The following is an 11,954-nucleotide window of genomic DNA, read 5'->3' on the forward strand; positions in this document are numbered from 1 at the left end:
CGCTTTTCGCCAACACTAAATAATAACGACACACAGGAAGCCCTATGTCTATTTCACGTCCTCGCCCGCAGCGCGGCGACTTTCCGCCGGGAACCCGGCAGTATGGCAGCTCGGAACTGGGCGCGCCGCTGCTGTGGTTTCCTGCGCCGCAGGCCGACAGCCGTAGCGGGCTGATTATTGCCGGTACCCACGGTGATGAGAATTCGTCGATTGTGACCCTCTCCTGCGCCCTGCGCACCCTGAAACCCGAGCTGCGCCGCCACCACGTGGTGCTGACGGTCAATCCTGACGGCTGTCAGCTCGGGCTGCGCGCCAATGCCCGCGGCGTTGACCTCAACCGTAACTTTCCGGCAGCCAACTGGAAGCAAGGGGAAACGGTTTACCGCTGGAATAGCGCGGCGGCGGAGCGCGACGTGGTGCTGTTGACCGGTGAGCAGCCGGGTTCGGAACGGGAGACCGAGGCCCTGTGTCAGTTGATCCATCAGATTCATCCGGCGTGGGTGGTCTCCTTTCACGATCCGCTGGCCTGTATCGAAGATCCGGGCCACAGCCCGCTGGGTCGCTGGCTGGCCGACGCCTTCTCCCTGCCGCTGGTGGGCAGCGTGGGCTACGACACGCCGGGCTCCTTTGGCAGCTGGTGCGCCGATATCGGACTCCCCTGCATCACCGCCGAGTTCCCGCCGGTCTCCGCCGACGAGGCAACGGAGTGTTACCTGCCGGCGATGACCGATCTGCTGCGCTGGCAGGCTTAAAGATGAAGCACGCCGGTGCTGAACCGCAGCGCCGGCTCAACGTCCACCGCCAGCCATGTCGGGCCGTCGAGGTCAGCGAAGCGCGCCAGCGGCGCCAGAGGGAGCGCGGCGGCGATCCCGCGCGAGGTGCAGAGCATACAGCCCAGCATCCGTTCAAATTCCTGCCGTTCCGCCTCCCCGGCCAGAGCCAGCGCTTCGGTCAGGCCGCCCGTTTTATCCAGTTTGATATTGATCATCTCATAGCGCCCGCGCAGCCGCGGCAGGCTCTCCCGGGTGTGGCAGCTCTCGTCGGCGCAAATCGGCAGCGGATGAACGAAGTTTTCCAGCGCCGAGTCGTCGTCGGCGGGGAGCGGCTGCTCAAGCATCGCCACACCGAGGTCCGCCAGCAGCTGACAGCGCGCCGCCAGCCCCTCGCTGTGCCAGGATTCATTGGCATCAACAATCAGCGTAGCCTCCGGCGCCGCCTGGCGGATAGCGATTAGCCGCTCGCTGATCAGTCGATCGTCGAGCTTCACCTTCAACAGCTGGGCCCCTGCCTGCCACAGCGCCGCGGCGCTGGCCGCCATCTGATCCGGCGTGCCAATGACCACCGTCTGGGCGGTAATCACCCGGTCAGGCAACGCCACGCCCAACAGCTGGGCCAAGGTTTTGCCTTCGCGCCGGGCCTGCAGATCCCATAGCGCGCAGTCAATGGCATTGCGGGCGGCGCCTGCCGGCAGCAGCCGCTGCAGCTGTTCGCGGGTAAGCCCCGCCTCCAGTTGCTCGCCGATCGCCATCACCTGGGCCATGACCGAGGCGATGCTCTCGCCATAGCGGGGATAGGGTGTGCATTCGCCTACCCCTTTCACGCCGTCCTCTTCCAGTTCCACTACCACCACTTTTGCCTCGCTGCGGCTACCGCGGGCGATCACAAAAGGGGTATGGAGCGGCCAGGCTTCCTCATACACTCGCACGTTACGCATTCCCTTGTCCTCTCTGGTAAATGTTAAATAGGGTTTGCCGTGTAGCTGGCGGATGTCATACACTACTCGCGACGTTAACTATATGTAAACAGGAAGATAACCATGTCACAAACCGTGCATTTCCAGGGCAACCCCGTTTCTGTTCAGGGCACCATTCCGCAGGCAGGCGCTAAAGCGCAGCCGTTTACGCTGGTCGCCAAAGATCTCTCTGACGTCGCGCTGAGCCAGTACGCCGGCAAACGTAAAGTACTGAATATTTTCCCGAGCATTGATACCGGCGTGTGTGCCGCATCAGTGCGTAAATTCAACCAGCTGGCCGCTGAACTGGACAACACCGTAGTGCTGTGCATTTCCGCTGACCTGCCGTTCGCCCAGTCCCGCTTCTGCGGCGCGGAAGGCCTGAGCAATGTGGTCACCCTGTCCACGCTGCGCGGCACGTCCTTCCTCGCTGACTACGGCGTCGCCATCGCCACCGGTCCGCTGGCTGGCCTGGCTGCCCGTGCGGTGGTCGTTATCGATGAAAACGATCAGGTCGTCTACAGCCAGCTGGTGAACGAAATCACCGAAGAGCCGGACTACGACGCCGCGCTGGCCGCCCTGAAAGCCTGATAACAGATTGCCCGGGCGCATCGCGCTCGCGGACATTCGATCTGCCCAGCCCTCGATCTGCCCAGCCCTCGCTCTGCGAGGGCTTTTTATTGCCGCGGCGCATAGCGGGAGATAGCCCGCGCCATCGCCGGGCCGGTCAGCAAAATGGTAAACAGCCGCAGCGTCTGTAGCGCCATAATAAACGACATGTCCGCCCGGGTGCCGGCGGCGATAATCGCCACCGTGTCCAGGCCGCCGGGGCTGGTGGCCAGATAGGCGGTCATAAAGTCCATCTGCAGAATGTGGGTCAGGGCAAGGGCCATCAGGGCGCACATCAGGATCAGTCCGATGATGGAGGCGATAATCTGCGGCAGCGTCTTGAGGACCAGCAGAAAAATGGCTTTATTAAACTGGAGCCCCACCGTCCAGCCCAGCACCGCATAGGCCATCGCCAGCAGCCACTCCGGCAGCTCCAGCATCAGCCAGCCGCCGCCCTGGGCCAGGGCGCCAAGCAGCATCGGCAGCAGCATGGCCCCGGAGGGGATGCGCAGCCGCATGCCCAGCCAACAGGCCACCGCCGTCAGCAGCAGCGTGAAAGGGAAATTCAGGGTCAACGATGGAAACCAGACAATATCCTGAGTCATTTCCTGTGCTTCATTGCCCAGGGCATAGCGCACCACCAGCGCCGCCGCGCCGACGACAAACAGCACCCGCAGATACTGCATCAGCGCCACCAGCCGCACATCGGCCCCGTACTCCTGGGCCATCACCACCATTGCCGACGCGCCGCCGGGAGAGCTTCCCCAGGCGCCAGTGGCGCCCGGCAGCGCGCTGTAGCGGACCAGCAGCCAGCCGGTAAGGCCGCTTATCGCCAGGGTGGTCAACAGGATCGCCAGCACCAGCGCCCAGTTGTTGAACAGCACGCCAAAAACAGAGGGATTAATCGCCCGGGCGATCATGCAGCCGACGATGGCCTGCGCCGCCAGATAACAGGGGCGAGGGATGCTCAACTTCACCCCGCGCAGGCTCAAAATGAGACCGGCGATCAGCGGCCCCAGCAGCAGCGCTGCCGGCAGGTGTATTCGTAACAGCAGCGAGGAAAAGAGAACAGAGAGCAGCAGCAATATCAGCCAGTGCCCGATCGCGCGACGCGACGCCAAGATGCACCACCCCGGAAAAAGGATTAAAAAACCAGTATATACAGGTTTGGCCCGCTTTGCAGGCCGGGATGCCGGCGACGTGGGTCGCCGGCCTGGCGGGATTATTCGTCGCCCTTTTTCTGACTCAGACCATATTCACGCAGCTTATTGGCGATGGCGGTATGCGACACCCCCAGCCGCTTCGCCAGCTTACGGGTGCTGGGGTAGCTGCGATAGAGCTGGGTCAGCACCGAGCGCTCAAAGCGGCGGGTGATGTCGTCCAGCGACCCTTCCATGGCCTCCTCGCCCACCGGCAGCGAGGCGACGTCATGGTCCGGCAGCAGAATGTCCTGTGGACGCAGCTCAAATCCTTCCAGCTGGGTCAGTGCGCGATAGACGGCATTCTTCAGCTGGCGGACGTTGCCGGGCCAGCTGTAGCGGGTAAGCACCGTACTGAGATCGGCAGAGAGCTTCGGCCGCGGGATCCCCTGCTCGTCGGCAAAGCGGGCCACGAACAGCTCCGTCAGCGGCATGATGTCCTGCGGGCAATCGCGCAGCGGCGGCAGATACAGCGTCAGGACGTTGAGGCGATAGTAGAGATCTTCGCGGAAAAGCCCTTTCTGCACCAGCTCGATCAGGTTTTTCTGCGTCGCGCAGATCACCCGCACATCGACGTGCACTTCATGATCCTCGCCAACGCGGCGGAAGGTGCCGTCGTTGAGAAAGCGCAGCAGCTTGGTCTGCATGCGCGGCGACATCTCGCCAATTTCATCCAGCAGCACCGAGCCGCCGTTGGCTTGCTCGAAGAAGCCCTTCTTGCCCTGCAGCGCGTCGCCAAACAGCTCGCTCTCGACCGCGTCCTCGGGAATGGAGCCACAGTTGAGCGCCAGATAGGGTTTGCCCGCCCGCGGACTGGCCAGATGGCAGGCATGGGCCAGCAGATCTTTACCGGTGCCGGTGTCGCCGACAATCAGCAGCGGCGCGCTGAGCATCGCCAGCTTGCGCGCTTGCTCCACCACGTGGCGCATTTTCGGCCCCACCGCGAGGATCTGACTGAAAGCGCTGGTATCCTGGCTGGTCATGGTCTGCAGCTGGCGTCCCATGCGCACGGTTGAGCGCAACATCGCCACGGCGCCGGTCAGCACTCGCTCGTTATGCTCTCCTTCCAGATAGACCGGAGTCACTTCCAGCAGGTAGTTCTGCCCATTCACCACCACATGCTCCGCATGCGTCTCCTGCGGGCTGCTCTCCAGCCAGCGCTGAACGTTAAAATCGGCGATCAGCTGGGCCACCGGGTGGTTACGCAGCTTCGCCTGGCTTTGGCCAAACAGCAGGCAGCTGGCGGGGTTCGCCAGTTCCACCCGACCTTTGGTATCCAGCGACAGCACCGGCTCCGGCATCGCTACCAGCAGCGCGCTGAGCGCCAGGTGTTCACGTTCAGACGGCATCCAGGGCACGGTGCGCACGTCCGTCACGCCGGCGATACGGCGGATCTCAGCCATCAGGCTGCTGAACGTGGCGAATTCCAGTTCGGCGAAATTGAGGTAAATTCGGCCAATAGGGTCAATATCGATACCGCGCAGGTCAATACCACGCAGCACCAGCAAATCGAGCAATTCACGAGTCAGACCGAGACGGTCTTCACAAAAGACTTCAAGACGCATGGGAGTGTTCACCCTAAAAGTGCCAATGACGGGAGAATAATAGGCCAGGAATGGGTTTTCGGGAAGCTAACTGTCAACAATTATTGACAGTGTGGCGGAAAAATGGGCGCTGTGGCGTAAAGTCAGACGGTCAGTGGTTAAATCACCGGCCAGGCGGCCGGTGAGTCTTGGGTCAGGCGTGGAAAGCAGGCAGCCACTGACGGTTCTCAGCGATCACCTCATCCAACGCCAGTTCGAGCTTCTCGCCGCTGACGATCAGCGGATTCAGCATCAGAGCACGCCATGCGGTGTGGCGGTTGCCGGTGAGCGCGGCCTCGATAGTCAGCCGTTCAAATGATTTCATCAGCTGCAGCAAACGCAGGGTATCTTCCGGGAACGGCGCCACATTGAGAGGTAGCGGACCAGAAGCGGTAATCAGCGAGCTGACCTCTACCGCGCAGTCATCCGGCAGGCCATTGATGGCGCCGTTATTACGCGTATTGACGTGCATGATAATCCGCTTGTCGTTGTAGATGGCATTCATCAGCTCGCAGGCCGCCTCGGAATAGTACTGGCCGCCGCGCCCTTCCAGCGCCTTCGGTTTGACTGCCAGGTGCGGGTCGCGGTACTGGTCAAACAAGATTTTTTCCAGCTGCTTAACCACTTCCCCGCGGGTTCCTTCGCCGCCCGCCTCCGCCAGCTCCTGGCGCAGCAGATCGTCTTTCATGTAGTAATAACGCAGATAGGCGCAGGGGATCATGCCTAAGCCCTGCAGCAGATGCGACGGCCAACGGAACGGCGGAATGTTGCGCGGCACCAGCGGATCCCGACCGGCGTTGATCTCGGCTATCACCTCCGGCAGCCATTCTTTACCTTTGTGCAGGATCTGACGCACGAAGATAAAGTGGTTCAGGCCGGCGACCTGCATCACCACCTCTTTTTCGTCAGCGCATTGCAGCAGAGTGGTTATCCCTTTTTGCATAATCACCGGCACGTTACACAGGCCGACGGCTTTGATGCGGCTGTGGCGCAGGATCGCTTCGGTCACCATCCCCGACGGGTTGGTAAAGTTCAGCAGCCAGGCGTCGGGACACAGTCGCTCCATATCGGCAGCGATCTCCAGGGCGATGGGAATGGTGCGACAGGCGTTGGCGAAGCCGCCAAGGCCATTGGTCTCCTGGCCGATCAAGCCATACTTGAGGGAGATACGTTCATCGCTGATCCGGGCGTCAAGGCAGCCGGCGCGAAACTGCGAGCAGACGAAATCGGCATCGCGCAGCGCGCTTTCCCGGTCAAGGGTGGCCACCACTTCAATAGTCAGCCCGGCTTTGGCGATCATTCGCCGCGCCAGTCCGGCGATAATCTCGACTTTCTCTTTGCCCTCTTCAATGTCCACCAGCCATAGCGAAGCGACCGGCATTTCGTGATAGCGGTTGAGCAAACCTTCAATCAGTTCCGGGGTGTAGCTGGAGCCACCGCCAATCACCACAATTTTGAGTCCTGACATGGTATACCTCGGTTTAGTTACGATATAACTATTTAAAACCGGCAAAACTGGCCTAACAAACGAATTAAATCGGCCTATGCATGAACTCAATTAATGCATAAGGGAGACAATCTGTGCTTGAGCAACAAAGCATCCTTGCGCTGCTGCAGACCTTTGAGGTGACCGCCCGCCACCTGAGCTTTACCCTTGCCGCGCATGAAATGAACCTTACCCAGGGAGCGGTCAGCCATCGGATCCGCAGGCTGGAGATGCACATCGGGTTTCGCCTGTTTATCCGCATGACGCGTAAACTGGCGCTGACAGAGGAAGGTAAGCGGCTGCTGGCGACGTTAAGCCATTCGCTGCGGGCGATTAACGATGAAATTGAGGATATTCGCGATCAGGATCTGCGCGGCACGCTGCATATTGGTATTGCGCCGACGCTGGCCCATCTGTGGCTGATGCCGCGTCTGCCGCGCTTTCAGGCGCAATGGCCGGGACTGAATCTGCAGTTTCGCGTGCGCGCCGGGGTGATGGATTTTAACGAGGAGCGGGTGGATCTGGCAATTTACTACGGCGCCACGCGCTACCCCGATCTTTATCAACAGCGGCTGATGGCGGAAAGTTTGCTCCCGGTCTGCTCCCCGCGTTATCGCCAGCAGTATCGTCCGCTAAGCGGCGGCGACCCGGCGGCGCTCGTCTGGATCCATGCGTGCGAATCCACCGACGTACAGGATCAATTTGCGGAATGGCGCCTGTGGTGCCAGCACAGCGGACAGGCGTTACCTTTTGACGGCCGGTATTACGCGGTGAATAACCACTCGCTGGCCATCGAGATGGCGCTCAATGGACTCGGCGTGGTGATGGGGCGTAAAACGCTGATCCAGCCGCTGCTCGACGCCGGCAGGCTGGTGGCCTTGTCTGAAAATGAAGCGCCCTCGCCCTTTGGCTATGACCTGATTTGTCCGCAGGAGAACCGTTCCCGCCCGCGCTTTCGCGCCTTCAGCGAGTGGCTGGCGGAGGAATGCGCCTAATCGAATATTGCCAGGGTGCGCGTGCCAGAGCTTGACGTCGAAGGCCGGGCAAGGCGAAGCCGCCGCCCGGCGATGTCTCTGAGCGGAGGTTACTTCTCCGGGTGGGTTTTGCTTTTCTGCAGGGTCTCTTTCAACTGCCCAATCAGCTCGCGCCGAAAATCGCCGAGTCGCGGTTTATCATCTGCGATCCACGGCAGCGGGCGGCACAGCTCCATCGCCTTGATCCCGAGACGAGCGGTCAGCAGGCCGGCGCCAATGCCCTGCGCGGCGCGCGCCGACAGCCGGGCCGCCAGATCCTGCGACATCCAGTCCATCCCCACCTCGCGCACCAGTTCGCTGGCGCCAGCGAAAGCGATATTAAGCAACACCAGGCGAAACAGTCGCAGACGGCTGTAATACCCGAGCTCAATGCCGTACAACGTGGCGATTCGGTTGATCAGCCGCAGGTTCCGCCAGGCGATAAACGCCATATCCACCAGCGCCAGCGGACTGACGGCAATCATCAGCGTCGACTCCGCCGCCGAACGGCTGATTTCCCGCCGCGCCTGGGCATCGAGCACCGGCTGCACCAGCTGCGCATAAAGGCTCACCACTTCGCGATCGCTTTGCGTTTCGTGGATCGCGGCATACCAGCGCTGCAGCGCCGGATGCGACTGATCCAGCCCGGCCTGCTGCGCCAGCTTCTCACAAAACGCTTTCGCTTTACCGACCGCGTGACTGTGCAGCATATCGCGCGCTTCATCGCGTTCGTGGGCGCGCTGGCGCAGTCGCCACAGACGGCGCCACTCGGTGGCCACAGATCCGACGCCGGCTCCGACGATCAGCGCCCCGGCGACGCAGCCGCCCAGCGCAATCCAGTCCTGGGTCTGCCAGGCGTTAGCCGTCCATTGCACGCCTTGCGCCACGACGCTGACGCCGAAGATCGCCAGTCCGGCGCTGACCATCCGCCGCCACAGGCTGCGTTTGGGTCGCAGGACCGACTCCACCACCGCTTCCGCCGCCCCCTCTTCCTCTTCGCCGGTCACCAGCCGCGCTGGCGCGAAGTTGTCCGCCTCCAGGGTGTCGAAGGCGCGAGCGCCTTTCAGCGGCGGAATTTTCTCCGCTTGCAGCGGCCCATCAAAATCAATCCGCGGTTTTAACGGTTCGCTCATCGCAGTTTATCTCCAATCAAAAATTCCAGCGCCGCGTCGAGACGAATGTGCGGCAAAGGCCGATCGACATCCATGACCTGCGGACGAAAGTTTTCAAACTGAAATCCCTGCTGCTGCCAGAAGGCCTGGCCCGGCAGGCGCGCCGGCACCTCACCGGGATAGATGGTCAACGGCTGGCCGTCGCTCAGGCGATTGCCGCGCAGGGCGGGAATTTTCTCGCCATTCACCTCAATCAGCCCGCTCTGGGTCGCCTGAATAGACGCCAGCCCCAGGCAATCCATACTGATCCCTTCAAAGGCGGCGTTCTGCCACGCGTCCTGAATCAGTTGCTGCAGGAGCGACACCATATTGCTGTGCTGATCGATCGTGACGTGATCGGCTTTGGTAGCGGCAAACAGCAGCTTGTCGATAACCGGCGAAAACAACCGGCGGAACAAGGTGCGCTGCCCGTAATGGAAACTTTGCATCAGCTGGGTCAGCGCCAGGCGCATATCGTTAAACGCCTGCGGCCCGCTGTTGAGCGGCTGCAGACAGTCCACCAGCACAATCTGCCGGTCGAAGCGCAGGAAGTGCTCTTTGTAGAACCCCTTCACCACCCTTTCGCAATAGTATTTGTAACGTTCGCGCAGCATGCCGGCGTTGCTGTGTTTATCGGCCTGCGCCAGCTTGGCTTCGCCGACGGCGTCGACGTCGGGCCACGGGAAAAACTGCAGCGCCGGCGCGCCCGCCATTTCTCCGGGCAGGACAAAGCGCCCGGGTTGGATAAAGTGCAGCCCTTCGAGCTTACAGGCGTGGAGATAGTCCGTCCAGGCGGCAGCGATATCCGCCAGCCGAGCCTCGTCGGCAGGGGCCAGCGGATCCAGCCCGGCGCACAGCTGCCGCCAGCGGGCCGACCACTCCGCACGCTGTCCCTGCAGGAGCCCGGTCATCTGTCGCGACCAGCTCAGATAATCCTGCGCCAGCATCGGCAGGTCGAGCAGCCACTCGCCCGGATAGTCGACAATCTCCAGATACAGCGTGGAGGTATCTTTAAAATGGCGCAGCAGGGAGTCATTCGAACGGTAGCGCAGCGCGAGACGGATCTCGCTCACCCCGCGCGTCGGGGTTGGCCACATGGGGGGCTGGCCGTACAGCTGGGCCAGCCCTTCGTCGTAGGTGAATCGGGGAATGCCAAAGTCCCGCTGCGGCACGCGCTTGACGCCGAGCAGCCGCTCTTCGCGTGCGGCGCTCAGCAGCGGCAGGCGGGCGCCGGTGTGGATATTCAACAGCTGGTTGACCAGCGCGGTGATAAACGCCGTTTTACCGCTCCGGCTCAGGCCGGTTACCGCCAGACGTAAATGCCGGTCAACCCCGCGGTTGACCAGCGCATTCAATTCAGTTTTCAGTCGCTTCATCGCCAGTCCGTTATGCCCTGAAGGTATGTCTCGTCATCATAAGCGATCTGCCGGGGATAAGCAGGACAACGTTAATCCTTTTGCGCCTTCCCCACGGCGGCATTATTTCATCCCGCGCGTGACGCGGTTGGCCAGCCGGCTGAGCAGCGGCTCCAGCGCCACCGCCAGCAGCATTTTCAGCGGCCGACGCGCGACCGATTTAACCGCCCAGCCGGCAACGCCCGCCGGGCCATAACGCAGCGCGGTCAGCAGCGCCAGCTTACCGACGATTTTCAGACCGGGCTTCACCTGCTGCCCGGCGCGTTGCCATTTGCTATTCATGCGTTGCCTCATTCGTTAGAAACAGGGTTTACAGCTGGCGAAAGCGGCTGCGCAGCGTAAAGGTGTCGGAGGTCACATACCGCTCCATTTCACGCAGACGCTGTTCACCGGAGGCCAGTTCGGCATCCACGGCGGCCAGCAGATCGCCATTGCTCGGCGCTTTATGACCGTACAGCTCGCTGTCCGGTATCGGATCCAGAGCAAAAGTCAAAATGATGTAGGCCACCAGGACAAAGAAAAAGAGGCCGAAAATCATCGCCAGCACGGTAATCAGACGCACCAGCTTCACCGGGACATCAAGATGCTGAGCAATGCCCGCGCAGACGCCCTTTACCATCCCGCGCTGTGGGATACGCCACAGTTTTTTATTCAGATCCAGCCCGGCCATTATTTGTCCCTCCAGTTCGGATGTTCGGCGTCCAGGATCGCTTCCAGCGCCTGAATGCGTTCGCGCATCCGCTTCGCGTCATCGGTCAACTGCAGCAGCCGTTGCTGCTCATTTTGCGTCAGACTGCCGTTGGCGCCGCGATTGTTGTAGTGCAGCCACAGCCAGACCGGCAGAACAAACAGCACAAACAGCGTCAGCGGAATGGCGAGAAAAAGCATGCTCATGTGTACTCCTTACAGGGGGTGAGCCGCGGCGCAACGCCGCGCCGCGCAATCATACTTACTGGTTGGACTGATTCATTTTGGCTTTCAACGCCGCCAGCTGCTCGCTGATTTCATCGTCCGCTTTCAGTTCGGCAAACTGCTGATCCAGCGTCTGCTGCTTGCCAAAGCGGTGGCTCTCCGCTTCCGCTTCCATCTGATCGATGCGACGCTCAAAGGATTCAAAGCGCGCCATCGCCTCATCCAGTTTACCGCTGTCCAGCTGGCGACGCACATCGCGGGACGAACTCGCCGCCTGATGGCGCAGCGCCAGCGCCTGCTGACGGGCGCGGGTTTCGCTGAGTTTGTTCTCCAGCTCGCCAATCTCTTTTTTCATCCGCGCCAGGGTTTCATCCACCAGCTGCACTTCATGATCCAGCTGAGCGATAAGGTCGGTCAGCTTTTGTTTTTCGATCAGCGCCGCCCGGGCCAGATCTTCTTTCTCTTTGCGCAGGGCCAGCTCGGCTTTTTCCTGCCATTCCGCCTGCTGGGCGACCGCCTGCTCAATACGACGTGACAGCTGTTTCTTTTCCGCCAGCGCGCGGGCCGATGTCGAACGCACCTCAACCAGCGTGTCTTCCATCTCCTGGATCATCAGACGCACCAGCTTTTGCGGGTCCTCCGCTTTCTCCAGCAGGGAGTTGATGTTGGCGTTCACGATGTCGGCAAAACGAGAAAAAATACCCATAATTTCAATCCTCATAGTTCTGGTTTCAGGCATTCACCTGTGGCTTAGCTAATACAAATGGCGTGCCAACTTTTTATCTTATTGATTTTAAACAGGGTGGTTGCGAAACGTGCTGGGCATTGCTACAGTCACCTGGTTAATTACACTA

General features: G+C 61.1%; 13 protein-coding genes. 3 read left to right on the plus strand and 10 right to left on the minus strand.

Annotated features, from left to right (window positions below; all coding sequences use genetic code 11):
- Positions 1 to 44 precede the first annotated feature (44 nt).
- Positions 45 to 752: a murein tripeptide amidase MpaA gene (gene mpaA / locus HMPREF1024_RS08905; RefSeq protein ID WP_009309083.1), complete on the plus strand. Its 708-nt coding sequence runs from the start codon at positions 45 to 47 to the stop codon at positions 750 to 752.
- Here the strand turns inward: mpaA and ycjG are convergent.
- Positions 749 to 1,714, minus strand: coding sequence for an L-Ala-D/L-Glu epimerase (ycjG, locus tag HMPREF1024_RS08900; RefSeq protein ID WP_004152133.1), 966 nt, complete (start codon positions 1,712 to 1,714; stop codon positions 749 to 751). The genes mpaA and ycjG overlap by 4 nt on opposite strands.
- A gap of 102 nt (positions 1,715 to 1,816) precedes the next feature.
- Between ycjG and tpx the strand changes: the two genes are divergently transcribed.
- Positions 1,817 to 2,323 (plus strand): thiol peroxidase, encoded by a 507-nt coding sequence (tpx, locus tag HMPREF1024_RS08895; protein ID WP_004892702.1) that lies wholly within the window; start codon positions 1,817 to 1,819, stop codon positions 2,321 to 2,323.
- 86 nt (positions 2,324 to 2,409) lie between these two features.
- On the opposite strand, the gene HMPREF1024_RS08890 is transcribed toward tpx, so the two are convergent.
- The 3 genes from HMPREF1024_RS08890 to HMPREF1024_RS08880 all read right to left on the minus strand — a co-directional run bounded on the left by HMPREF1024_RS08890 (position 2,410) and on the right by HMPREF1024_RS08880 (position 6,591).
- Positions 2,410 to 3,462 carry an AbrB family transcriptional regulator gene (locus HMPREF1024_RS08890; RefSeq protein ID WP_004892705.1) on the minus strand — a complete coding sequence of 351 codons (1,053 nt, stop codon included), beginning with the start codon at positions 3,460 to 3,462 and terminating at the stop codon, positions 2,410 to 2,412.
- Positions 3,463 to 3,563: 101 nt separating this feature from the next.
- Positions 3,564 to 5,105: a transcriptional regulator TyrR gene (gene tyrR / locus HMPREF1024_RS08885; RefSeq protein WP_002901979.1), complete on the minus strand. Its 1,542-nt coding sequence runs from the start codon at positions 5,103 to 5,105 to the stop codon at positions 3,564 to 3,566.
- Positions 5,106 to 5,277: 172 nt separating this feature from the next.
- On the minus strand, positions 5,278 to 6,591 hold the full coding sequence (locus HMPREF1024_RS08880; RefSeq protein ID WP_002901977.1) for a 6-phospho-beta-glucosidase: 1,314 nt from the start codon (positions 6,589 to 6,591) through the stop codon (positions 5,278 to 5,280).
- Between the two features lie 143 nt (positions 6,592 to 6,734).
- On the opposite strand from HMPREF1024_RS08880, the gene HMPREF1024_RS08875 reads away from it, so the two are divergent.
- Positions 6,735 to 7,604: a LysR substrate-binding domain-containing protein gene (locus tag HMPREF1024_RS08875; protein WP_223362685.1), complete on the plus strand. Its 870-nt coding sequence runs from the start codon at positions 6,735 to 6,737 to the stop codon at positions 7,602 to 7,604.
- A gap of 89 nt (positions 7,605 to 7,693) precedes the next feature.
- On the opposite strand, the gene HMPREF1024_RS08870 is transcribed toward HMPREF1024_RS08875, so the two are convergent.
- The 6 genes from HMPREF1024_RS08870 to pspA form a co-directional block, all read right to left on the minus strand.
- Positions 7,694 to 8,755: a YcjF family protein gene (locus HMPREF1024_RS08870; protein WP_004888586.1), complete on the minus strand. Its 1,062-nt coding sequence runs from the start codon at positions 8,753 to 8,755 to the stop codon at positions 7,694 to 7,696.
- Positions 8,752 to 10,149, minus strand: coding sequence for a YcjX family protein (locus tag HMPREF1024_RS08865; RefSeq protein ID WP_009309086.1), 1,398 nt, complete (start codon positions 10,147 to 10,149; stop codon positions 8,752 to 8,754). Before HMPREF1024_RS08865 ends, HMPREF1024_RS08870 begins: the two co-directional genes overlap by 4 nt.
- 102 nt (positions 10,150 to 10,251) lie before the next feature.
- Positions 10,252 to 10,470, minus strand: a complete 219-nt coding sequence (gene pspD, locus HMPREF1024_RS08860) for a phage shock protein PspD (RefSeq protein WP_002901915.1) — start codon at positions 10,468 to 10,470, stop codon at positions 10,252 to 10,254.
- Between the two features lie 28 nt (positions 10,471 to 10,498).
- Complete coding sequence (gene pspC / locus HMPREF1024_RS08855) at positions 10,499 to 10,858, minus strand: envelope stress response membrane protein PspC (RefSeq protein ID WP_002901913.1); 360 nt, start codon at positions 10,856 to 10,858, stop codon at positions 10,499 to 10,501.
- On the minus strand, positions 10,858 to 11,082 hold the full coding sequence (gene pspB / locus HMPREF1024_RS08850; protein WP_002901911.1) for an envelope stress response membrane protein PspB: 225 nt from the start codon (positions 11,080 to 11,082) through the stop codon (positions 10,858 to 10,860). The genes pspC and pspB overlap by 1 nt, the downstream gene beginning before the upstream one ends.
- A 55-nt stretch (positions 11,083 to 11,137) precedes the next feature.
- Positions 11,138 to 11,806 carry a phage shock protein PspA gene (gene pspA, locus HMPREF1024_RS08845; RefSeq protein WP_002901908.1) on the minus strand — a complete coding sequence of 223 codons (669 nt, stop codon included), beginning with the start codon at positions 11,804 to 11,806 and terminating at the stop codon, positions 11,138 to 11,140.
- Positions 11,807 to 11,954: the final 148 nt, after the last annotated feature.

Source organism: Klebsiella sp. 4_1_44FAA (assembly GCF_000238715.1).
GTDB classification, from domain to species: Bacteria; Pseudomonadota; Gammaproteobacteria; order Enterobacterales; family Enterobacteriaceae; genus Klebsiella; species Klebsiella pneumoniae.